The sequence below is a fragment of the Rhodococcus sp. PvP016 genome, from assembly GCF_017832185.1.
Lineage (GTDB): Bacteria > Actinomycetota > Actinomycetes > Mycobacteriales > Mycobacteriaceae > Rhodococcoides.
Genome location: NZ_JAFIBH010000001.1, coordinates 4,068,600 through 4,089,660 on the forward strand (window position 1 = coordinate 4,068,600; position 21,061 = coordinate 4,089,660).

The 21,061-nt window shown below is 64.3% G+C and carries 29 protein-coding genes; 14 read left to right on the top strand and 15 right to left on the bottom strand.

Annotated features, from left to right (window positions below):
* Positions 1-60 precede the first annotated feature (60 nt).
* Positions 61-456: a hypothetical protein gene (locus JOE30_RS19010; RefSeq protein ID WP_204868562.1), complete on the top strand. Its 396-nt coding sequence runs from the start codon at positions 61-63 to the stop codon at positions 454-456.
* On the opposite strand, the gene JOE30_RS19015 is transcribed toward JOE30_RS19010, so the two are convergent.
* On the bottom strand, positions 453-1,061 hold the full coding sequence (locus JOE30_RS19015) for a hypothetical protein (protein WP_204868563.1): 609 nt from the start codon (positions 1,059-1,061) through the stop codon (positions 453-455). The two genes, JOE30_RS19010 and JOE30_RS19015, sit on opposite strands and share 4 nt — an antisense overlap.
* 186 nt (positions 1,062-1,247) lie before the next feature.
* Here JOE30_RS19015 and JOE30_RS19020 point away from each other — a divergent pair, with 186 nt between their 5' ends.
* Together JOE30_RS19020 and JOE30_RS19025 are read left to right on the top strand one after the other, a co-directional pair.
* Positions 1,248-1,622 (top strand): Lsr2 family protein, encoded by a 375-nt coding sequence (locus JOE30_RS19020; protein WP_204868564.1) that lies wholly within the window; start codon positions 1,248-1,250, stop codon positions 1,620-1,622.
* A gap of 57 nt (positions 1,623-1,679) precedes the next feature.
* Positions 1,680-2,081 (top strand): hypothetical protein, encoded by a 402-nt coding sequence (locus tag JOE30_RS19025; protein WP_204868565.1) that lies wholly within the window; start codon positions 1,680-1,682, stop codon positions 2,079-2,081.
* Positions 2,082-2,282: 201 nt separating this feature from the next.
* Here the strand turns inward: JOE30_RS19025 and def are convergent, their stop codons facing one another.
* From def to JOE30_RS19045, 4 genes are all read right to left on the bottom strand, one after another.
* The gene (gene def, locus JOE30_RS19030; protein ID WP_204868566.1) at positions 2,283-2,849 is read right to left on the bottom strand and encodes a peptide deformylase; all 567 of its coding nucleotides are present in this window, start codon (positions 2,847-2,849) and stop codon (positions 2,283-2,285) included.
* A 200-nt stretch (positions 2,850-3,049) separates the two neighbouring features.
* The gene (locus JOE30_RS19035) at positions 3,050-3,688 is read right to left on the bottom strand and encodes a 3-oxoacid CoA-transferase subunit B (RefSeq protein WP_204868567.1); all 639 of its coding nucleotides are present in this window, start codon (positions 3,686-3,688) and stop codon (positions 3,050-3,052) included.
* Positions 3,685-4,341 carry a 3-oxoacid CoA-transferase subunit A gene (locus JOE30_RS19040; protein WP_204868568.1) on the bottom strand — a complete coding sequence of 219 codons (657 nt, stop codon included), beginning with the start codon at positions 4,339-4,341 and terminating at the stop codon, positions 3,685-3,687. The genes JOE30_RS19035 and JOE30_RS19040 overlap by 4 nt, the downstream gene beginning before the upstream one ends.
* A complete protein-coding gene (locus JOE30_RS19045) occupies positions 4,341-5,531 on the bottom strand; it encodes a thiolase family protein (protein ID WP_204868569.1) in 1,191 nt (396 codons plus the stop codon). Before JOE30_RS19045 ends, JOE30_RS19040 begins: the two co-directional genes overlap by 1 nt.
* An 84-nt stretch (positions 5,532-5,615) precedes the next feature.
* On the opposite strand from JOE30_RS19045, the gene JOE30_RS19050 reads away from it, so the two are divergent.
* The 5 genes from JOE30_RS19050 (at position 5,616) to JOE30_RS19070 (ending at position 10,187) form a co-directional block, all read left to right on the top strand.
* Entirely contained in the window at positions 5,616-6,581 is a 966-nt protein-coding gene (locus tag JOE30_RS19050) for a LysR family transcriptional regulator (protein ID WP_204868570.1), read from the top strand.
* Positions 6,582-6,819: 238 nt separating this feature from the next.
* Positions 6,820-6,939 carry a hypothetical protein gene (locus tag JOE30_RS21850; protein WP_371831727.1) on the top strand — a complete coding sequence of 40 codons (120 nt, stop codon included), beginning with the start codon at positions 6,820-6,822 and terminating at the stop codon, positions 6,937-6,939.
* Between the two features lie 135 nt (positions 6,940-7,074).
* Positions 7,075-8,295, top strand: a complete 1,221-nt coding sequence (locus JOE30_RS19060; RefSeq protein WP_204868572.1) for an MFS transporter — start codon at positions 7,075-7,077, stop codon at positions 8,293-8,295.
* A gap of 390 nt (positions 8,296-8,685) precedes the next feature.
* Positions 8,686-9,003, top strand: a complete 318-nt coding sequence (locus JOE30_RS19065; RefSeq protein ID WP_307806246.1) for a metalloregulator ArsR/SmtB family transcription factor — start codon at positions 8,686-8,688, stop codon at positions 9,001-9,003.
* A gap of 275 nt (positions 9,004-9,278) precedes the next feature.
* Complete coding sequence (locus JOE30_RS19070) at positions 9,279-10,187, top strand: hypothetical protein (protein ID WP_204868574.1); 909 nt, start codon at positions 9,279-9,281, stop codon at positions 10,185-10,187.
* Between the two features lie 25 nt (positions 10,188-10,212).
* Here JOE30_RS19070 and JOE30_RS21565 read toward each other — a convergent pair whose 3' ends face one another.
* The gene (locus JOE30_RS21565) at positions 10,213-10,347 is read right to left on the bottom strand and encodes a hypothetical protein (protein ID WP_275581304.1); all 135 of its coding nucleotides are present in this window, start codon (positions 10,345-10,347) and stop codon (positions 10,213-10,215) included.
* A gap of 67 nt (positions 10,348-10,414) precedes the next feature.
* Positions 10,415-10,999, bottom strand: coding sequence for a hypothetical protein (locus tag JOE30_RS19075; protein ID WP_209993110.1), 585 nt, complete (start codon positions 10,997-10,999; stop codon positions 10,415-10,417).
* A 143-nt stretch (positions 11,000-11,142) separates the two neighbouring features.
* On the opposite strand from JOE30_RS19075, the gene JOE30_RS19080 reads away from it, so the two are divergent.
* The 4 genes from JOE30_RS19080 (at position 11,143) to JOE30_RS19095 (ending at position 13,543) form a co-directional block, all read left to right on the top strand.
* Positions 11,143-11,571: a hypothetical protein gene (locus JOE30_RS19080; protein ID WP_204868576.1), complete on the top strand. Its 429-nt coding sequence runs from the start codon at positions 11,143-11,145 to the stop codon at positions 11,569-11,571.
* The gene (locus JOE30_RS19085) at positions 11,568-11,951 is read left to right on the top strand and encodes a hypothetical protein (RefSeq protein WP_204868577.1); all 384 of its coding nucleotides are present in this window, start codon (positions 11,568-11,570) and stop codon (positions 11,949-11,951) included. Before JOE30_RS19080 ends, JOE30_RS19085 begins: the two co-directional genes overlap by 4 nt.
* 487 nt (positions 11,952-12,438) lie before the next feature.
* A complete protein-coding gene (locus JOE30_RS19090) occupies positions 12,439-12,759 on the top strand; it encodes a hypothetical protein (protein ID WP_204868578.1) in 321 nt (106 codons plus the stop codon).
* Positions 12,760-12,982: 223 nt separating this feature from the next.
* Positions 12,983-13,543, top strand: coding sequence for a hypothetical protein (locus tag JOE30_RS19095; RefSeq protein WP_204868579.1), 561 nt, complete (start codon positions 12,983-12,985; stop codon positions 13,541-13,543).
* A gap of 399 nt (positions 13,544-13,942) precedes the next feature.
* Here JOE30_RS19095 and JOE30_RS19100 read toward each other — a convergent pair.
* The 4 genes from JOE30_RS19100 to JOE30_RS19115 all read right to left on the bottom strand — a co-directional run bounded on the left by JOE30_RS19100 (position 13,943) and on the right by JOE30_RS19115 (position 17,344).
* A protein-coding gene (locus tag JOE30_RS19100; RefSeq protein ID WP_204868580.1) for an IS3 family transposase occupies positions 13,943-15,096 on the bottom strand; the annotation gives its coding sequence in 2 pieces (ribosomal slippage) (positions 13,943-14,808 and positions 14,808-15,096; 1,155 coding nt in all).
* A gap of 468 nt (positions 15,097-15,564) precedes the next feature.
* The gene (locus tag JOE30_RS19105) at positions 15,565-16,218 is read right to left on the bottom strand and encodes a hypothetical protein (protein WP_204868581.1); all 654 of its coding nucleotides are present in this window, start codon (positions 16,216-16,218) and stop codon (positions 15,565-15,567) included.
* 6 nt (positions 16,219-16,224) lie between these two features.
* Entirely contained in the window at positions 16,225-16,659 is a 435-nt protein-coding gene (locus JOE30_RS19110) for a hypothetical protein (RefSeq protein ID WP_204868582.1), read from the bottom strand.
* Positions 16,660-16,756: 97 nt separating this feature from the next.
* Positions 16,757-17,344 (bottom strand): hypothetical protein, encoded by a 588-nt coding sequence (locus tag JOE30_RS19115; protein ID WP_204868583.1) that lies wholly within the window; start codon positions 17,342-17,344, stop codon positions 16,757-16,759.
* A 273-nt stretch (positions 17,345-17,617) separates the two neighbouring features.
* Here JOE30_RS19115 and JOE30_RS19120 point away from each other — a divergent pair, with 273 nt between their 5' ends.
* Entirely contained in the window at positions 17,618-17,842 is a 225-nt protein-coding gene (locus JOE30_RS19120; protein WP_204868584.1) for a hypothetical protein, read from the top strand.
* 70 nt (positions 17,843-17,912) lie between these two features.
* Here the strand turns inward: JOE30_RS19120 and JOE30_RS19125 are convergent, their stop codons facing one another.
* From JOE30_RS19125 to JOE30_RS19140, 4 genes are all read right to left on the bottom strand, one after another.
* Complete coding sequence (locus tag JOE30_RS19125; RefSeq protein WP_204868585.1) at positions 17,913-18,416, bottom strand: hypothetical protein; 504 nt, start codon at positions 18,414-18,416, stop codon at positions 17,913-17,915.
* A gap of 183 nt (positions 18,417-18,599) precedes the next feature.
* Positions 18,600-18,854 (bottom strand): hypothetical protein, encoded by a 255-nt coding sequence (locus JOE30_RS19130; RefSeq protein ID WP_204868586.1) that lies wholly within the window; start codon positions 18,852-18,854, stop codon positions 18,600-18,602.
* A gap of 201 nt (positions 18,855-19,055) precedes the next feature.
* A complete protein-coding gene (locus tag JOE30_RS19135; RefSeq protein ID WP_239532419.1) occupies positions 19,056-19,436 on the bottom strand; it encodes a hypothetical protein in 381 nt (126 codons plus the stop codon).
* Between the two features lie 1,002 nt (positions 19,437-20,438).
* The gene (locus JOE30_RS19140; RefSeq protein ID WP_204868588.1) at positions 20,439-20,816 is read right to left on the bottom strand and encodes a hypothetical protein; all 378 of its coding nucleotides are present in this window, start codon (positions 20,814-20,816) and stop codon (positions 20,439-20,441) included.
* A 32-nt stretch (positions 20,817-20,848) separates the two neighbouring features.
* On the opposite strand from JOE30_RS19140, the gene JOE30_RS19145 reads away from it, so the two are divergent.
* On the top strand, positions 20,849-21,004 hold the full coding sequence (locus JOE30_RS19145; protein WP_204868589.1) for a hypothetical protein: 156 nt from the start codon (positions 20,849-20,851) through the stop codon (positions 21,002-21,004).
* The last annotated feature ends 57 nt before the right edge of the window (positions 21,005-21,061 follow it).

Here is a 21,061-nt window from a genome sequence, read left to right on the forward strand (position 1 = left end):
AATGCTTGACAAACACTATGACGAAACGTCAGGCTGAACCTGACAGACCAGGAGGCGTGCATGAACTATCGAACTTTGATCGCACAGGCGGACATCTCGGACGCCGTTCGTGGTGTCGTCAAGGCTGCCGCACTGGAAGCTGGACGCTTCGCAGACTCGGTCGTGGGCACCGGGCCTCTCCCGGGGACACCGGAGTGGGACCAGGAACAGAACACGTCGGCCCCCGCGGACCGAGCGTTGGCCTGGCACTTGTTGAGTTTGAGGGTTCAGGTTGCCGCCGGACTGCACGGGATCGAGACAGTGATTGTTCTTCGTATGCAGGGCGCGACGTGGGCGGCCATCGGCGAGGCGGTCGGTATGTCGAGGCAATCGGCGCATGAGCGTTGGAGTGCGCGCGTGACCGGCGTGCTCGACCCGATGGGTACCGGAATGCCGTCGATTGTCGCGGCGGACTAGGTGTTCTCGTCCGGCAACGTTGCTACTGGTCCTGTCCATGCGAACGTTCCGGCCGGGAAGTGTTGCACCAGGCAGATATTGCGAAGTGTTCCCATGAGATGCCCCGATGACGATGCGATCTGAAGGACGAGACCGGTGGCGTCGTCGACGACGAATTCCATGGGGTCGTCGACGTCTCCGAAGTTCAGGGCGGGGCACATGATTCGCCGACCAAGACGCCCTTCGACTGTGACCGAGCCGGCGACCGTCGCCGTCTCAGGGTCCGGGGGTGCATCGGCCCACCTCAGCATCAAAGACTGCTCGCCGAAGAACCACAGTGGGTTGACCGGCTGCAGCGCGACCATCTGACGGGTGTCCGCGGCGACTGTGTGCATCATCCCTTCGTGCAGCACGAAGGCGTCATCGCCGTCACGCACGTATACCGTCGCCCCCGCACGATCGACCCGCCATCGGTCCCCCGGCGCCCTGGACACCTCGAGGCGGACCGGATCGGCAGGAGTCGACACCGGGAAGTATGACGCCTCGAGTCTGGTCGTCACGCTCAGCCGGGCACTGGCCCGGTGCCGAGCGATCAGCTCGGCCAGTGTGGGTGTCTCGCCGCTCATCTCCGCATTCTCCCAGTCAGCGACTTCCCAGCGTCGACGTTCGTGCTTGCGCAGACGGTGGGCGAGGCAACAGTGCATCGACAGGTGGTGCGGCTCGACCGCAAGGGTTGCGGAGGGACGCAGCTATGAGACGGTGAACAGGCACGTTTTGACCGTTGCACCGAGGAAAGACGGGTACATCGCACCGTGGCCAGGAATCTGATCGTCGAATTGACCGATGACATCGACGGGTCCGTCATCGCCGACGGTACCGGGGAATCGATCGAGTTCTCCGTCGACGGCGTCGACTACGCGATCGACCTGAGGGACGAGAACTCGGAAAAGTTCCGGAAGGCGCTCGCCTATTACATCGAGTATGCGGCGAAGGTCGGTGGCCGCACCCGGGGTGGGCATACCTCCGCTGTCCGAGCTGCCGCCGCGGCAGCGTCCACGAAGTCTCGGAAGCGTGATCCGGAGCAGACGCGGGCGATCCGGGAGTGGGCCGGCAGCAACGGGTACGAGGTGAGTGATCGGGGCCGGATTCCGACTGGAGTCGTCGAGGCGTTCGACGCCGCTCACTGACGGTGCCTCTGAGCGTCACCCTCCGCGAGCGCCAGATATTGCGCCTAGTGTGAGCTGATGGCAACGACCTGGGAACGCTGGGAGCGGTGCGCCTACGGCATCCCCGCCGCCGTGGGCGTGGCCGGGGGCGCTTACGTCGGCGGTCGATTCGGCGGCCTGATCAGCGCAGGGTTCGGCGCCGTGGTCGGTGTCGCGCTGTCGCTGTTCGTGGGTGTCGGGGCGTACCTGGGCGGGCGGTGGGCATTGGCACTTCTCGGCGGCATTGCTGCCCGGCTGTGGGACCGCGTGTTGTTCGCTGTGTCCACCACGGTCGGTGTGTGGTTGTTCGTCGTACCCGGTCTGTTGTTCATCCCCTCCGGGATGTCCGGGCGCGAGCTCTCCATGGCGGTGGCGTTCACCGGCGCTCCTGCATTCGTGTGCAGCGCACTGTATGCGCCGCAAAAAGTTCCACGATCGTGAACGCCTGACGGTCGGATCGAGGTGACTCCTCACCTCCGGGCGTACCGGGGCGAGAGGTCCAGTTCGATCACGAGATGTACCTCGAGGTCCGCGGACTGCCACTACCGCCTGACGGCTACCGTCCTCGAGACAGAAGACGCAGCAGCCACGTTGTCGAGACCACGCAATTTCGGACGAGCACAATCTTGCCGAACTGGCGACTTACGTCGCTGGCCACTCTGTTCCGTAACGGTCGGAGACCATCTCATGGTCTCGGTGAAGTTGCTTACGCTTACGCGTGGACAGTCGGTCGCCGAACACTATGCCGTTGATGTGATCGGTCTCGTGTTGGAAGCAGCGTCCGAGAGTGCCGCCGGCGGTGAGTTCGATCGAATCTCCGAACTGGTCTCGGCCGCGGCAGGTCGCGTATTCAGGTCGTGCGAGATCGGTGTAGGCGCCGGGTAACGACAGGCAGCCTTCTCCGAAGTCGATGAGTCGCCGGTGACTCGCCTCCGGCAGGTCGACGACCGGGTTGCAGACGACACCGGTGCGCTGCTGTCCGGTCTCGTCGCTGCAGTCGTAGATGAAGACCGCAAGATCTATGCCGATTTGCTGAGCGGCCAGGCCTGCGCCGTCAGCGGCGGTGTTGGTCGCGAACATGTCGGCCAAGAGTTCTTGGAGAGTGTCCCCGAAATCAGTTACCGGTCGAGCCGGGGTGTGCAGCACGGACGTGCCCCAACGAATGATCGGGCGGGCGGTGCCGAGACGGAGTAGTTCGGAGACAGGCATGACTTCAATGGTCGACCTCGCCGCACGATGTCGCAACGAGAGCGGCCGAACACCCTGCGTTCAGTCAGCTGACGCGCCGATTCGCTGAAGCGGCACCCAGCAGCAGCGTCGGCTCCTTTCGCCCGTTCGCGTCGGCCGAGTGGATCGACGGGCGCGAGTCGACTCGCCTCGGCCGGCATGGTCGGACGTACGGTGCATCCTCACAACCGACGCAGGGTGTGCCCGACCCGATCCGAGAGCTCGTCCATCGTGATTCCGAAGGTCTCGCGCACAGTCACTCCGGACGCACCGACGTCGAACACGGCGAGATCCGTGTAGATGCGCGAGACGCATCCGACTCCGGTCAGCGGGTAGCTGCACCGCTCGACGAGCTTGGAGGTTCCGTCCTTGGCGAAGAGGGACATCATCACGAACACCTGCTTGGCACCGATCGCGAGATCCATCGCCCCACCGACCGCGGGGATGGCGTCCGGCGCACCGGTGTGCCAATTGGCGAGGTCACCGGTCATCGACACCTGGAACGCACCGAGCACACACACATCGAGGTGCCCGCCGCGCATCATGGCGAAGGAATCAGCGTGATGGAAATACGCCGAGCCGGGGAGCTCGGTGACGGGCGCTTTGCCGGCATTGGTGAGATCCGGGTCGATGTCGTCGCCGGTGGCCGCCGGGCCCATGTTGAGCATCCCGTTCTCGGTGTGCAGTACCACCCCCGAGTCGCCGGAGAGGTGATCGGCGACGGACGTGGGCAGACCGATTCCGAGGTTGACGAACGAGCCGGGTGCGATGTCGGCGGCGACCAGTGCGGCCATCGCCGACCTCGAGAGCGGACCGGTCATACGGCGACCACCTTGTCGATGTAGATGCTGGGAGTGACGACGTTCTCGGGATCGAGGTCACCGGTGGCGACGATTTCACTCACCTGGGCGATGGTGGTCCGCGCTGCGGTCGCCATCACCGGACCGAAGTTGCGGGCGGTCTTGCGGTAGACCAGGTTGCCTATGCCATCGGACCGGTGCGCACCGATCAGAGCCACGTCACCGGCCAACGGATACTCGAGGATGTACTGCCGACCGTCGATCTCGCGCTGTTCCTTGCCGTCGGCGAGCGGAGTTCCGACGGCGGTGGGGCAGTAGAAAGCGCCGATTCCGGCACCCGCGGCGCGGAGCCGCTCGGCGAGTGTCCCCTGCGGGACGACTTCCAACTGGATGTCGCCGGCTCGGTAGAGGCCGTCGAACACCCACGAGTCGGACTGCCGCGGAAACGAGCAGATCACCTTCCGCACACGCCCGGCCGCCAGCAGTGCGGCGAGGCCGGTGTCACCGTTTCCGGCGTTGTTCGACACCACGGTCAGGTCGGTCGCGCCGTGGTCGATGAGGGCGTCGATCAACTGGACCGGCATCCCCGCCATGCCGAAACCGCCGACCAGCACGGTGCTTCCGTCGGCTATGTCACTGACGGCGTCCACCGCGGAGTCGCAGATCTGCACCATCAGTGGACCTCCCGGACGTTCTCGACGACGACGGCCAAGGCTTGGCCGACGCCGATGCAGATGGCCGCGACGCCCCACCGTCCACGGGACTCGACCAACCGGTGAGCGAGCGTGCCGAGGATTCGTGCCCCGGATGCGCCGAGCGGGTGGCCGATGGCGATCGCCCCACCCTTGGCGTTGACGATCTCCGGGTCGCTGAGTCCGTCAGCGAGCCAGGCGTCGACGCACGCGATCGACTGCACCGCGAAGGCTTCGTTGAGTTCCACCGCGGACACGTCGGACCATCCGATACCCGCGCGGGCGAGGGCGCGGCCGGCCGCAGCGACCGGGGCGTACCCGAAGTCCTGCGGGTCGCAGGCGTGCGCAGCCCGTCCGGCGATGCGCACCAGGGGTTCCCCCAGATCGGCGTGCTCGGAACCGAGGAGCAACGCCGACGCACCGTCGTTGAGAGGGGAGGCGTTGCCGGCGGTGATCGTCCCGTCGGCACGGAACGCAGGCTTCAGCGCTGCAAGAGAGTCGGCGGTGGAATCGTCGCGGATGCTCTCGTCGCGGGCGAGTCCCCCGACAGGCACCACGATGTCGTCGTAGAAGCCTGACTCCCAACCCTGACGGGCCAGGCGGTGGGAGCGGGCGGCGAACTCGTCCTGGCGCTCCCGCGAGATCCCGAATCGACCGGCGAGCTGCTCGTTGCACTCACCGAGCGAGATCGTCCATTCCGCGGGCATGCGCTCGTTCACCAGTCGCCACCCCAACGTGGTCGAGACCGCCGTGACGTCGCGGGCGGGGAACGCCCGCGAGGGCTTCGGCATGACCCAGGGGGCGCGCGTCATCGACTCGACGCCACCGGCGACGACGATGTCCGCGTCGCCCGCATCGATGGCGCGGGAACCGATGATCGCGGCGTCCAGGGACGAGCCGCACAACCTGTTGATCGTGGTGGCCGGCACGCTGGTCGGCAGCCCGGCCAGGAGCGTGGCCATACGACCGACGTTCCTGTTGTCCTCGCCGGCCTGATTGGCGCACCCGAACACGACGTCGTCGATCGACTCCGGTTGCAGAGACGGGACTTTCGCCACCACGGCGCGCAGGACGGTGGCGGCGAGGTCGTCGGGGCGTTCCCCGGAGAGCGAGCCACCGAAGCGCCCGAACGGTGTCCGGACGGCGGAGTAGACATAGGACGACGTGGTCATGGGTTCACCGTAGGACGCTGCACTGATCGTGTCCAAGACCTGATCACGATCAATTGAGTGCCTGAGCCGATATATGCTGCAGCGGTGGACTCGCGTGTTCTGAGACTGTTCCTCACCCTTGCCGAGGAGCGGCACTTCGGCCGGGCCGCGGCGCGCAGTCACATCGCCCAGCCGGCGTTGTCTCAGACGATCATCGGGCTCGAAACCGAATTGGGGGTGCGCCTGTTCGACCGCTCGACACGGCGAGTCGAGATCACCGAGGCCGGCAGGCGGTTCACCGAACACGCGCAGCGCATCGTCTCGTCGGTGGACCACGCGGTGTCCGACATGCGCGCGTTCGCCGACGGGTTCACCGGCCGGGTGTCGGTCGGATTCGTCGGGACCGCCACCTACGACGTCCTCCCCCTGCTGTCGCACCGCGTCCGCGAGCATCTCCCCGACATCGACTTGCAGCTGCGCGGGGAACTGCTCACACCACACTTGCTCGACGGACTCGGCACGGGTGCATACGACCTCGTGCTGATACGTCCGGGCCTCACCGATCACCCCGCCCCCGCTGTCGAGCTGGAGGTACTGCGGACGGAGAAGCTGGTGGCCGTTCTTCCTGCGTCGTCTCCCCACGCGAACGCATCCGTCGTCGACCTTGCCGATCTCGCCGGCGAGACCTTTCTGACCCACCCGTCCCAGTCACGCTCGACCATGCACCACCGTGTGCTGGCAGCCTGCGCACGGGCCGGATTCGTCCCCCGCACAGCAGAAGTCAGTGAGACGGCCACTCAGGTCGTCTCCGTCGCTGCAGGACTCGGAGTCGCCCTGGCACCCGAAGCCGTGCGCCACCTAGGCCTCGACGGTGTCGTCTACAGACCTCTTGCCGCCGAGGAGACGGTGCAACTGTCGTTGGCGCGGCAGAAGGGCGACTCCACAGCCGCCGTCGACGCCGTCGCCGAGCTTGTTCGTTCCGTCGTTCGTGCCCATCACGCACCGGGACACACGCCGGGTGGCGACGGGTCCCGAGGCATCGCGCCCGTCCTGCGGCAGCACCCCGGGTAAAGACTGGGCGAACATCTGGTGTGGTCCAGGTCATGCGACACGGCGGGCTCTGCAGTTCCACGACCAGAGGATCACCCATGACAACTTTCAGCCGCTCCGAAGCCGCCGGATGGGCACGTGACCGCCACCGGCGCAGTGTGACGTGGATCGTCGCGCTCGGGCCTTCGACCCCGGCACAGCCGGCGCCCTGGGCTCTTACGCTCTGGTCGGCGTGTTGGTGGGTGCGCTGACAGCCGGAGTGGTGGGAGACCGTAGGGGACGCCGCGGGACGATGCTGACGGCCATCGTGTGGTTCTCCGTCGAAATGGGCGCCACAAACTCACCTCTGACCCAGGGAGTCCCCACCTGGCCCCAGTGAGGGCCGCACTCCTCTCGCACAGTTGCTCGGTCTGTGCGGCGACCTCCTCCTTGGGGTGAGCATCGTCACATCGGTATATAACGATGGACGTCATACCGTAAATTCCCGATATATCGATGCGAGAGAGGAAACCACATGGCAGAGAAGACCGCTGGCACCCACGCCGGCCTCATTGCACTCGCGATCGGCGGATTCGGGATAGGTCTGACCGAATTCGGCATCGTCGGGCTGCTGCCCGAAATCTCCCGAGATCTCCACATCGGAGAATCCACCGCTGGATACGCCGTGTCCGGCTACGCCCTGAGCGTTGCTCTCGGCGCGATCGCACTGACGGCTTTCCTGTCCCGCTTCAAGAAGAAGCAAGCCCTGGTCGGGCTCATGGTCCTGTTCATCCTCGGCAACATGGTCTCCGCTCTGGCAACGAACTTCGCGGTCCTCATGGTCGGTCGCGTCATCGCAGCACTGTGCCACGGAGCATTCTTCGGTGTCGGTGCCGTGGTGGCCGCGGGCCTCGTCGTCGAAACTCGTCGTGCCGGGGCCATTGCCTTGATGTTCGCCGGACTGACCGTCGCCAACGTCGCCGGGATCCCGCTAGGCACGCTCCTCGGACAACAACTCGGGTGGCGATCCACGTTCTGGGCCATCACGATCATCGGCGTGCTGTCACTGGTGGGAATGCAGCTGCTCGTCACCGTGAAGAACGACCAGCCCTCACCGGGCATCCGATCCGAGATGCACGTCTTCCGCCGCCGCCCCGCTCTCGCCTCCGCCCTGGTGAGCGTCCTCACCTTCGGGTCGATGGTCGGCGCCTACACCTACATCGCGTTCACTCTCACGGATGTGACGGGATTCGCCGAATCCACCGTCCCGCTCATACTTCTGCTGTTCGGCGCCGGGACCTTTCTGGGAAACCTGCTCGGTGGGCGCCTCGCCGACCGAGCACTCGACAAATCGCTGGCGCTGCTGATCCTCACCATGTCCGCCCTCCTGGCGGTGTTCGCTCTGGGTGCAGGGAACAAGGCGCTGACACTCGTTGCAATGTTCATTCTCGGGACGGTCGGATTCGCCACGGCACCCGGCCTACAGCTTCGCGTCATGCGGCACGCGGAAGACGTACCCACGATGGCTTCCGGCCTCAACATCGCGGCACTCAACATCGGAAACGCTCTCGGTGCCTGGATCGGAGGACTGACCATCGCGCTCGGCCTCGGGTACGTCTCGCCGCTCTGGGTCGGCGCGGCACTCGGCCTCGCCGCGCTGGTGGTGCTGGCACTGAGCGTCAGGACCGGGAGGTCCGGCCCGTCCGTTGACACAACATCCGCAGCGGCGACGGAACGAGCACCCTCGACCTCCTGACTACCACGAACCCGAGTTGCCAGTCACGCGCCGAGATCACGGGTGGCCGAACGTTCCCGAGCAATGCCCTGGTGACACCCGTGTCGCCACACTCCAGGTTCGAGACGAGCACCGAAGGAGAATCGTGACGCAGATCGAGGTATGCACACGCACTCGAGCGACCCCGGCTGTACACGGTCGAGAACGCGCTGCTCGGTTGGGCGCTACGCATGCGTTCCCCACACATCCGCACTCCTGAATCCTCGCGTCATTCGAACAGCAGTGGACCAAGCCCGCACCCTCGACCGGCCGGACATTCTGGATCACCTCAACGGTCGCAAGCTGCTGAAATAGTTGCATCCCGATATGTCGGTGTATGGTCGTGCGAGTCCACGAAAGAAATGGGGTCACGTGCGGAACGCGGCGGACGAGATCGATGTCTTCAAGGCGCTGTCCAACCCAGTGCGACTGAAAATTCTGCAGTGGCTTCGTGAGCCTCGCAGCAACTTCCCGATCGAGCGTGGAATCGCAGACCCTGACGATGTCGGCGTATGCGTCTCTCAGATCACGGACAAAGCGGGGGTCGCGCAATCGACCGTGTCCACTCACATGCGTGAGCTGGAACGCGCCGGCCTCGTCAGATCAACGAGAGTTGGAAAGTGGACGCACTACATGCGTGACGAGGACCGCATCAAAGAAGTGCTTTCCGTTCTCGGCCGTTCGCTGTGACGCTGGCGCGATCCGTGAACAGATCACGATGTCCGCGATGCAGGACCCGAACCGCGACTGCGTGCACACCGTCGAGCTCGATGTCACGAAGCCCGGCGAGGTCCGCGGCTCCGTTGCCTAGGCAGTCCAGCATTTTGGGCGGCTCGATGTGGTCGTGAGCAGTGCCGGGAGGTGACGGCGTACGCGTCTCGACGGTGAGCGGATCTCGCTAGCATCCATTCATGGTTCATTCCCGATCCCGGCTCGTCGCTCAGATATGTGGCGCCGCACTCCTGTTGTCGATCGCCGCATGCGCAAGCACGGAGAACGCTGCCGAGGGCCCCCGTCCTCAGGCCGTGGTCGATCCATACTCACGCGACAACACCTGTACAGCAGGCGATTCAGGGCAGAGCGATGCTGAACCTGCGGATCGCCTGACGCAGCTGTCACACACCGCCGGTGACCTTCTCCTGGTCAACGGCATCGCACCCGGCCCGCAAGTCGCTGTCGATGGGCAACTCTCGTCCGACCAGGCGGCGGACCGCGCCAGTACCGTCCCCGGCGACGCGTCCATCACCGAAGCACTCTGGGTCGCGGCGATCCCACCCGAGGCCGACCTCGACCCCGTACGCGACACCCAGGAGTACTACGCCTCGCAGGCACGACGGATCTCGACGTTCGAGGTCACCGAAGACAATCTCGGTCAAATGCTCGGACCGAACTGGTCATCCGTCATCGACGTGGTCGAGAACTTTGCCCGGGGCGGCTACGAAAACGACGTCGAGCAGGTCCGCGACGCACCGCCGATGCGCGCGGCCGACTCTGCTGCGTCACGAGCTCAACTCCGGACAGCCTCCGTCGACGCCGGACTCGAAAGCCAATGGGAGACAGCCCTGTCGATCGTGCCCATCTACTTCCAGTCCTGCGATCTGTCGTCGAACGTCGCCGGCCACGATGTCGACCTGTCCTCGTCGGTCCTCGCAGAAGTACTCGCCGCAGATGCTGTGGCCGCGGCGTTTACGACCAGCTTCATCCCTGCCGAGATGGTCGAACCCTTGGCGCGTGGCCTGCAGGTCGCCCTCGGTGCGGACCCGAGCTCTGCCGCCGATGGCGGGCTGACCAAGGACTACGACCCCAACGAGATTCTGTCCCCGGAAGACGTCGAGTTGATGGAGGCTGAGGAGCCGAGCCTGGAAGGTCCCTGACGATCTGTCCGGGCGACGATCGCGCTCAGAGCAGCGGCCCGTCCGCCTCGTCCCACAGTAGGGCGGCGTCCACGTCCTCCCCGCTGTCCATCAGCGGCGCGTCGATGCGGAAACTCCTCAGCCCGTTGCCGACGGCCAGGACTCTGGTGCCGTCGAACACGACTCGTCTCTCGGCCCGCAGTGCCGCGGTGAGGTCGCGATGGTCGACCCGGCTCGTCCCGCCGATCTCAGCCGGCGACGCTCCACGTCAACCGACCGTCACCGAACACCGCTGCGTATCGGTTGGCGAAGAGTCCGTTCCCCGTCAGCGCGGTCCGCAGCTCCGTGAACAACTCTGCCAAGGAACTCCACCGCACATCCGACTCGTCGATGAACGCACCCTTGTACTCACTGACGCACCCCTGCCGCGGACCCGGCCTCGTATCGATGACCAATGTGGCCCCGTCCTGATCGGCGATGGGGACCAAACGCTTGTCATACCTACCGGCCCACCCGCCGGCGAGGTCCTCCTCGTCCGTGACCGATGACTCCGGCTCGTAGTCCGAATCCTCCTCCACCTGCACCCACAACCGCGAGATGGCAACGCTCCTGGCCGGATCCAGTGTTGCGGTCGAAGGGAACAGCGTTGCGCACCGCCAACACTGTTCAGCGAACCAGAACCTGACCGCAGGATCGGCCAACGAACTCTCGTCGTACCATTCCCGCAGAACACCGTCGTCCGACGATGTCAGGGTCATGTCGATGCCGTTGCGGGTGAGAATGTCGATTATCGAATCCCACGACGCCGTCAGTGCAGCAGTATTGTCCGCCATTGTGCGACAGTAACGTCGGCAGGGGACAGTGTGTTCGAGGCAGCGCCGGACAATGGTGTGCTCGTCACTGACACGACGACAAACAGGGCGAGGCGCGGTCGTCCTCGCATCGCGAATCGACACTCTCACTCGAGGGAGGCACCGTGCCAGGGATCGACAGCGGCTCGTCGGCAACTGCATACGTCGAGGAGGTTGCCTCCTACATTCGGGCGATGTCCGAGTTGCCGGCCCCGCCGGAGGACAGCGCCCCAAACGAGCCGGGTTGGTACGTTCAATCAGCCACCGCACAGGAAACTTACGGGTTCGAGCCGTGGCTGTCGGTGTCCGACGTGCACGTCGGACACGCAGACCCCGCACTCGTCGTGACTCTGAACTGGACCGACCGGAACAGTCGTGAAACGTCTCCACAACGGTTCGCGCTCGTCCTCGATGTCACCGACATCAGCGCCGAGCGATGCACGATCCGCATCGAACATTTCCTCTCATGCGACGAATGGTCCGCGGGCGCGCAACGCGCAGGGACCATACTGCTGGTAGCCGTGCCCTCCCCCGACACCACGCGAACCCAGTGACCGCGCCGGACGAGCCGCCGTTCTCCTGGCGCGGTGACGTCGCAGGACCCATCCTCGCGAGCATCACGGTTGTGGGAACTATTGCTCTCGGCGTAGTCGCGGCGTTCTGGGCAGCGTCTCTCACACCGGACCTGGCGGAAGGCTACGCGGTACCGTCCAACCTGCGACGAGGCGCGGATCTCCCGCCACCGCCGGTCAGCTACTGGCTGATCTGGGCGGCACCCGTGCTCACGGTGACGGTCTTCGGCGTCGCAGCAATGATGATCGACCGACGCTCGCGTTGGCGCGGACTCGTTGTCACCGTGGCCTTCCTGTGCGGGTACCTTCCGGTCGCGTTCCTCGGCATCTCGCTGGGCATGGGGGGTTTCGCACCGACGTGAGTCCAGCACTTATTCATCGCTCGGGTACGCGACGACAGCATCGTTCGACATCACGGCGCGACCGAGGCGGTAGTTGTCGCTTGGACTCGCTCACTTCCCACGTCGGACTGAAATAACGAAAGTTTCGTCTCGGACGGACTCTAAGCGAAGATTCGGGCTGTCAGATCTGAGTCCGATGAAACACTGTGTCACCGCATCGTTCACGGTGGGCGGAAAGGTCACTACTTCGACGACATCGTCGAGTCCCGGCGCCGTCAGTCGTGACCGGTCCGCAGGTGGGTTGCCATCGACATCGGTCGGGTACGCCGTGAAGTCGACTTGCAGCACACACGTGCCGACAACAGGGACTGCGTCCGAGCTGTTGTGCCGCAATGGCTGAGCCGTGTAGCGGGCAGACCATCCGATCTGACCATGCCCATCGAACGTGTATCGGATCTCCGGTGACGTTACATCGATGAATTGTGGGGCATCTGGCACTATCAAAGGCATGTTGCTGGCGGAGTCTGGACTCAGCGAGTGCGCGACTGACGCCCGCTGTTCCGCCGATCTGGACCGGGAATTGCTCGAGTGGCTCCTGTCCATGGCGGCATTCGGAGCGTTCTGCTTGTTGTGGATTGGAATCGGTGTCGTCACCACATCCGTGGCGACGGTCGACGACCTGAGCCGCCGTCGCTTCGTGGTTGCGGTCGCCGCGGCATGGTTGGTTCCCATCTTGGGCGCGGTGGTCCTCTATCGGATGAAGAAGTTCGACCGCGATCGAATCCGAGGTCTGACAGCAGCTGGCACGCGAAGCGGTGATGGTCGATGACTGCCGACCGGTGAGCGTCTGTCCTCCGGTGTGGGAGGCTGCCGCCGTTCGACTAACGCCGGCGGCAGTGTGCTCGGATGACCGTCGTGCCGTGGTTGGACAGTTGAATCACGTATCAATCGGCTCGAGGACATCAATCGACGCGATAGTTCATCGAGGACTCAAATCCGGGATGCGTCTGATCCTGCAGATGGTTCCCTTGAAGGACAGCTAGCCTGAGCGCGTGACGAGGCAATGGGCGACTTCGGTGGCCCACGCAGCGGTGCTTGCGGTGGTGCTGTCGCTGTTGTGGCATTTCGCCGCGCCGGTGACGCCGTTCGACCCGTTCACCGCCGACTTGGGGGATGCACCGACAGCCAGCATCTCGATTCTGGGCTACCAACATGCCTTCGTGACACTCGGGCCAGCGTGGTTGCCGTCGTCCCTGCTGATCTTCGTCGCCTGCATTGCGTCGTTCATCGGCACCATGTTGTTGATCAGGAACGCCGATCGCCACCGACTCGCCTCACCGCCCGCGCGAGCGATGGCCGTCCGCTGGTGGCCAATGGCAGTGTCAGCCATCATCGGTCTGTCGGTGGCGGCCGTCGCGGCGATCAGCCCGCCACAGAGCCGCGGGTTCGGTGTGGTGGACCCCTCGTCGATCCAGGCGCGTATGGAAGACTCCGTTCTCTTTCGCGAATCGATCGGAATCTTCGCTCTCCTCTGCTTCGCGGCGTCGCTGCTGGTGGTCTTGCTCTTCGCCGCGCTCCCCGCAAGGTGGCGCCCAGCCTTCGCGCACGGATAACTCCGCGAACGCAGATGCGGGCAGCGCAGCCATGGTTCAGCGGTTGCGGGAGAATCAGATCTTTTGACAGAAGTGTCGAGCGGCTCGGTCGGGCGTCACGACGACCGACCAGGGTGGGTCTTGCGGGGAGGATTCGCATCGGACATGGATTGCCGGATGCGATCGATCTCTGCGGGGGTCAGCTCGACGCGGCTGAAGACCACCCACCGCCACTCGGCGTCAGTCCACTCGAACGCCCAGCGTCCCTGCTGCAGATCGTTCAATGTCGTTGCCGTGTTCCCTGGTAGCGAGTGTCGTTACGCCCCGTGTGAGCAGGTAGCCGCTGCTCTCCGATTGGCCACTCGACCCACGGGAAGTAGGGACTGCCCCCACTTCGGTTGACGCGTGGGGTTGATCGGATCAGGCCGCGTGTGCGGCCCTTTTGATTGTCTCAAACTCGATCGGGGTGAGCTTGCCGAGGCGTCGCTGGCGGCGCTTGCGGTGGTAGGTCCTCTCGATCCAGGTCACGATCGCCAGGCGTAGCTGCTCGCGGGTGGACCACCGTTGCCGGTCGAGGACGTTCTTCTGTAGTAGCGCGAAGAACGATTCCATCGCAGCGTTGTCACCGCATGCCCCGACACGGCCCATGGATCCTCGTAACGCATTGTGCGACAGCGTATGTACGAACTTTCGCGATCGGAATTGGCTACCCCGGTCGGAGTGGACGATGGTCCCGGTCGGACCGCGTTGCGCGACCGCGTTGTCGAGCGCGGACACCGCCAACGAGGCCTTCATTCGAGAGTCGATCGAGTAGCCGACGATCCTGTTGGACCACACGTCCTTGATCGCGCAGAGATAGAGCTTGCCCTCGTCGGTGCGGTGCTCGGTGATGTCGGTCAGCCACAACTCGTCTGCAGCCTCTGCGGTGAATCGGCGGTCGACGAGGTCGTCGTGAACTGGAGGGCCAGCTTTCCTGATCAGCCCGCGCTTCTTCGAGAACACAGACCAGATGCGTTCTTGCGAGCACAACCGGGCGACCCGGTTCTCGCCGGCGGTGATGCCGCGATCGGGCAGCTCGTCGGCGATGAACCGGTACCCGAACGCGGGATCGTCCGCGTGAATGGAACGGGCCGCGTGGATCAGGTGCGCATCGTCCCAGTCACGTTGCGTCACTGGTGCTTTTTTCCATTTGTAGAACGCTTGGGTGGAGAACCCGAGCACCCGGCAGGTCACCGTGACGGGCACTCCGTCGGCGGCAAGGTCGAGGACCAGCGGGTAGATCATTTTGGGTTGACGTCCCGAGAGAGGTAGCCGACGGCGCGGCGCATCACCTCCGCTTCCTGCTCGAGCATCTTGATGCGCTTGCGGGCTTCCCGCAGCTCGACGGACTCGCTGCTCGTCGGCGATCCGTCAGCGGGGGTGATCCCGTCGTCGCGGTCGGCGATCTTGAGCCAGCGGTGCAGGCAGCCTTCGGAGATTCCGAAGTCCTTCGCGATCTGGCGCAGCGGAGCCTCGCCCTTGCGTGCGACGGCGATGACGTCGCGGCGGAACTCCTCGGGGAATGCTTTCGGCATGGGAAACATCCTTCCACCGTGAGGAGCGATCCTCACAGATCAGATGTCAACCGAACCGGGGGCAGTCCCGTACCCCGCGAGTTCGGTCTGCACGATGTCCGCAATCTCGACAGTTGCCTCAGCGAGCGTGAGGTCTACGTGCAGGGCCACCGTGTAGCGCTCGACACCGAGCGTCCTGTCTCATGAAGCGAGAGTGTCCACCGAATGCGATCGTCGTCAGGTATGCGCCGCGTAGGCGCCATCGCGGATCCGACCCACCGCGAAGCGCGCGTCGACCATCTGCGTCGGCGCACCCGACCCTGACTCGGGCAAGAGCAGCAAAGTCCACTCGTCGACTAACTCGAGATCTCGGGACCACATCTGATCAGGCTCTCAAAGGGCGTTGAAGTAAGGGCAGGAGTGGACGTATAGGCGTGAAATTATTGCCGCGCTATCAGATGAGAGTCGTGTTCACACGCGAGTGACTCGCTATGGGAACTCCCGCACCAGTTCCGGGTGAGTGGCGCGGAGATACAAAGCTGCGAAGGAGTATCTGTTGTCCGCCTCCCACACCCACTGTTCGCGGGGCATCTCCTCTGCCTCGGAGCGTGCGTCGGCGACAGTGATCACGGCAGAGGGAACGCGGCGCACAACTGCCGCGTCATCGTTCCAGTCGATCGATGCTGCCTCCTCGTCGAGTGGCATGTGGCCGGCAATGATCGCCGCGTCCTCGTCCGGGGCGAACTCGTTGTGTTGAACTCGACGCTGGAAGTCGTTGTCCACTAGGTGTTCTTGTGTCAGTCCACCGACCAGCCATCCGTGGCCGGGAATGCCCGATTGGATGAGCAGCGCACACACCGGAACCGGTTGCTCGATACCTCCACCACGGGCCGCTGCGATCACCACCGCCATCCCGTCGTCCACCATCACCACCGGCGCACCATCGAGTCCGACATCCTTACCCGGCTCGCCGTAGACGTCGTCATATGCGCCGCTGAGCAACTCATCGAGAAGGGCACCCGTCGCTCGGCGCGCAATCCGCCACCGGTCCCGGTGTGCGACCGCGTCGATGAGCAGTCCGACATGCGCGGCAATTCCACCACGATGGTGAGCGGTGTCGAGTCGGTTGATCGGCATCGTCATGTTGTCCTACCGCGGTAAGTGGAATAGTTCAGCCGGACATAGAACGTGCACCCCCGCGGTGACGAGCTCCCTTGCGGCATCGTCGGACACCTGCAGCGTCGTCGAGACGAGCGAGAACGCAGACGGTGCGTCGCCGTTGAAACCCAGTTCGCTACAGGCCTCCAGCGCAGTCTGGTGAAGAACGTCCGGAGAAATCGGCACCAGCTCGGGGTTCGTGAGCGACGACGTGAACGTCGCGACGTCAGTACCCAGAAGTCGAGCGCGAGCGGCGTCGACATCCCCACCAAGGCTCGGTTGAGTCAACTCGATGGAGGACGCATCGATCGACGTCGTTTCGTCGCCTCGACCGGGGTCTGCCGCACACCCCGCGACCGCCGTCGGTGCCAGAGCTGCGAGCAGCGCTATCCGAATCAGCGTTCGACCTACGGGGTACGACATCACGAGTCGAGGGTATGCGGCGACAGCAGGTACTCGCAGCACGCACACGCTTCGCCGACCACACCAGATGGGCACCAACACAGCAACGGCGATTCGCTGATCACTCCCGCGACCGGATTCGTCGGTCCGACCATGGTGGGCGTGCATCGCCGATGCGGCCGTAGGCGACCATCTCGGTCCAGAACGCGCACAACCCTCGAGCCCACTGCTCGGCGGTCATCGGGAATGTCGGCGGGTGGTAGCCGAAGCGTTCGATCCAGTCCGTCGACACAGGTAGAGCGCTCACATCCGCACGCGAGGGCACGGGAACCGCAGCGTCGTACACTTCCGGGCGATCCCCGAGGCGGTACGTGAGAGTTGCTGTGCGTCCGCTCAGATGAAGGGAGAGTGGAACCAGTGCGCTGTGCACGTAGCCGCGGATACTGAGCAGGTCGGCAAGCAGGGCGATCGCCTCCACCGCGTCTCGATCGGCATCGCGCACGCTCGTCTCGAGTCGCCACCGACCGTCCGCGGTTGTCCGCGGATCCAGGTAATCGGTGGGGTCGACGAAAGGCCCCTCGCGCGAGATCTGTTGCTGTAGTCCGACATTCGCCGGTGACGGTTCGATCTTGCGGACGTTCTCTTCGAGCTGCCCGTCCACCCTCGACCAGTCGAAGTTGTTCGGCGCCAGCAGGGGCGACCCTGTCACATCGAGAATGAACCCGAACCGGTACCGACCCGCACGCTCAGGCACATCCCCGGCCACACCGCGCAAGTAGGCGAAATCAGACCACGAGTCCCCCAGACCGCCCCGAAGCCAGCCTTCCGCCTCAGTGCGAGAGATCTCGCCTGTCGGGCCTGGTCGATACCGCAGTGGCTGAGCAGGATCCAACAGTCGGTACGCCGAGACAGCGACGCGGACGAACATCGGGGTACTCCCGGGCGGAAAGGTTCCCAAGTCATACGCGTACGGATGGAAACTATGACCGACGACCACTCGGATGTCGTCGTCGATCATGGACGGTCCAAAAAGGCGCTGGTCCGGCCTCAGTCGGATGTCCGACCGACCCTCGGACGTCACCGCGGCGTGGATGGCCTGTCGGAGGAGCGCGACCGCGCCGGGATACAGGAGCCGAACGCGGGCAGCTACGTCGTCGGCGCTGCCGAGCGGATCAGAGTGCGGCATGCTTTCGCTCGAGGGTCATGACGGTGATCCTAGACCCGGCGCGGCGGTGTCGGCGGGGCCGTCGCTTCGAACCAATCTGCGGACAACGCCGTCACGATTCCTGCTCGAACGAGTACCAATCTCCGACCAGTGCGTCGAGGTGGCGGAGCGTGTTCGGTTGTGGGGTGCATCGACCGGCGTACAGCCATCCGGCTCTGCTCAAGGTGTCGTTCCGGTCGCTGTTGACGAAGTAGACACAGTCGTCCTTTCCGACGTACACGGGCGAGAAGGACACCCCGTCGACCGCGACCCCTGCAACGGTGTCCGTGTCGTCTCGGAGCATTGACTTCGCAAGGTCCTCCATACCGTCTTTAGCTCGATCGAAATCCCGAACAGCAGGCAGGTCTATCACCGCGAACGAGATCGCCACGCCCATGACGAGCAGCGGGGCGAAAACGCTCCCCCACGCGAACTTGCCACGGTGGAGCCGGTATCGCCACAGCCTGACGGCCCAGACAACTCCGACAACTGCCAAGCCGAGGATGCCGAGCCACACCGTGCCCAGATCCAGGATCAGTTCTGCCGGCGAGGGGTAACTCCACCACTCGTACCGCATGCCCGCGACCAGCATCAGAAACGGGACAGCCGACAGCGCGGTCCCGATTCCGGGCGCACGGGCATCGCTTCGGATGACGTCACTTCGCAAGTTGCTTCACATCCTCTGCCCTGTCTGATGTTCATACTGCCTGCATGATGACTACGCCGGGCGTGCACTGATCGGCTGGCGAATGCCGACTCGTCAGGTGCGGGGGTGCCAACCGTCGCTGTCGAGCGAGCCGATCTCCTCTGGATGACCGGCAGCGGGTTCGAAGCCGATGATGGTCGTGCTGGCGGGGCGCCGGCGCAGCAACAAGCGCGCATAACGGTGTGCCTCGTCGACTGTCCTGCATTCCTGTCGACGGACACGCCCATCAGGCCCCGGCTGGTCAGCCAGTACCTCGAAGACTACGAACACGCCTGCCGATGGCTGGGAATCGGTGTCGGTCACGGCCATAGGCCCAATCATTACAGCAGACCAGGATGATTCGCTTTCATACCGGACCGCGCGCCCAACTCGAAGCCACTGCCGGTGAACAACTGATCGGGTTACACCGACTCGAACGCCGTTGGCACACCCTCGCGCACAAGTCCGAGTGGCTCCGCAAGATCTCGCACTCGGATACGGAACAATCACTTTGCTCGTTACGGTGACCTACTAGTCCAAGTTCCCGATCGGGACGTCGCGCCCCGACTTGTCCCGCCAGGTGGCGACGCCGTCGACGAGCAGCGAACGCAAGAATCCGCCGCCATCTGCTCGTGGCCAGGCCACGCCGCACTCCGCAATCGCGGTGGACGCCAGGTCAGCCATCGACACCAGAATCGTCTCTTCGTCGGCGTCGATACCTGCACCCGACCCGTTACCGGAAGCGCCTGACCTCCCGTTCCCTGCCGTGGTCACATCGCTTGTCAGCCAAGCTGATCCACCGTCGGGGTCATACTGGACCACCCAGTCGACGTGAGTAACGGAACCGCTGTACTGACGGACGGTGAGATCGGCACCGAGTCGGCGAAGCGCGCGGGTCCAGGTGTCCGGCATGGTCGAGGACCCGACATGAGTCCCGCCGGTCGGTGTCCATTCTGCATGGAGACGGGGCTCGAGGTTCGGGAAGAATCTGTTCACTCACGCAGTCTCCGACATAACCAGAGATTGGGCGAGAACGGGACCTTACGAATCGAAGGGCGGAGGCGCTTCCAGTCGCCACCGATCGACCTACGGGCGCAGTCAGGTCGACTTCGCAGAAAGACGCATGAAGCCGCTGCCGAATCGCACGTCCGGCGTCAGACCGATGGTCAGTCAACGCGGCCATGATCGCGTCGACGCCGTGATTGACTGACGCAATGGTTCTGCAGTACTCGAGCGATCCGGCTCCTGCCCGGTGGATCACCGAATCAACGGTGCCGTGGGACGAGCTGGCGAAATTCGGACCACACACCCTCTTCGAGTCTCACGCCCGACTGCGGTACATCCCGGACGAGGGAGAATCCCTGCGGCCCGAGATCCCGCCGCGGCCAATCTCGGAAGGGGGCGACGCACCCGTTTTTCGCCGAGTTGTGCGACCTCTTGAGATCGGAGACAACGACTCCCGATCAGTGCTACTTCTTCCTGTGGGAAGGCTGGCCGGATATCGATCGTGACATCGATCCAGGCCCACCTACCCTGCACATCCCGAACCGCAGTTACCACTTGTTCACCGGACCACTAAGCGAGGTCGGCCAATGGAGTGCCGTCACAGGACTCGATTCCATGCCGCCGGCTGCGTTCGTCTGGCCGGCCGACCACGCTTGGTGTATCGCCTCGGATGTCGACCCGTCCTGGGCCGGCATCAGCAGCACCAAAGAGACGATCTCTCGCCTGATAGATGAGGCAAGGGTCGATATCGTGGCCGCCGACCCCACACGGTGGTGACCAGCGTCGTTACTCATTCTCGAGCACGTCGCATCCGATGCCGGCGCGGGCCCGTGGAACTGCCAGCGGCCGAGGGCGGTGAGGGTGTCGGCGAAGGCGGTGCGCAGTGCAGTGGCCGGTCACGCCATCGCGTCAACTCGTGCCCGAAGTCGCTTCGACGAATACCCGATACATCAGGGTGAGCAATGAAGACAACGCGAGGCCTCCACCCACATAACCGACAATAATCGGAGAGAATATGTAGGGCTCGTCCCCGTGGTCGAAGAACCACAAGACACCCCAGACCGCGGCGGATGAGCCCAGCACCAGAGCGACAAGATTGGTGCCGCTTCTCATCGATGACAACGCCACCGTCACGATCGCCGCAATGGCCGAGAAGATGCACAACCACGCTGACGCGGTCGCCCAGGACTCGGCGCCCAACCGTCCTGCCGCAATGCCCGAAACCAGTCCAAGAGACAGCAAGGCCACTTCTGGCCACGGCGCTCTCATAGTGGTGGTTGATGACATGGAGGCTCCTTCCGATCATCCAGCATCGTCAAATGGCGGACGTACCGGCAAGCGTGATCCCACACGGCTTCATCGGCGAGAAGCGCTACATGACAACGAGACCGGATGCTGTTGTAGCGCGGGCAGTGAGCCGAAGGGATGAGATCTTCAAGGTTCACGACGATCAACGTCGTGATGCGGCCCTGTGAGTTGTGATGTTGATGAGGCCTGACAACATCAGACCGCCTCCGACATACCCGATCAAT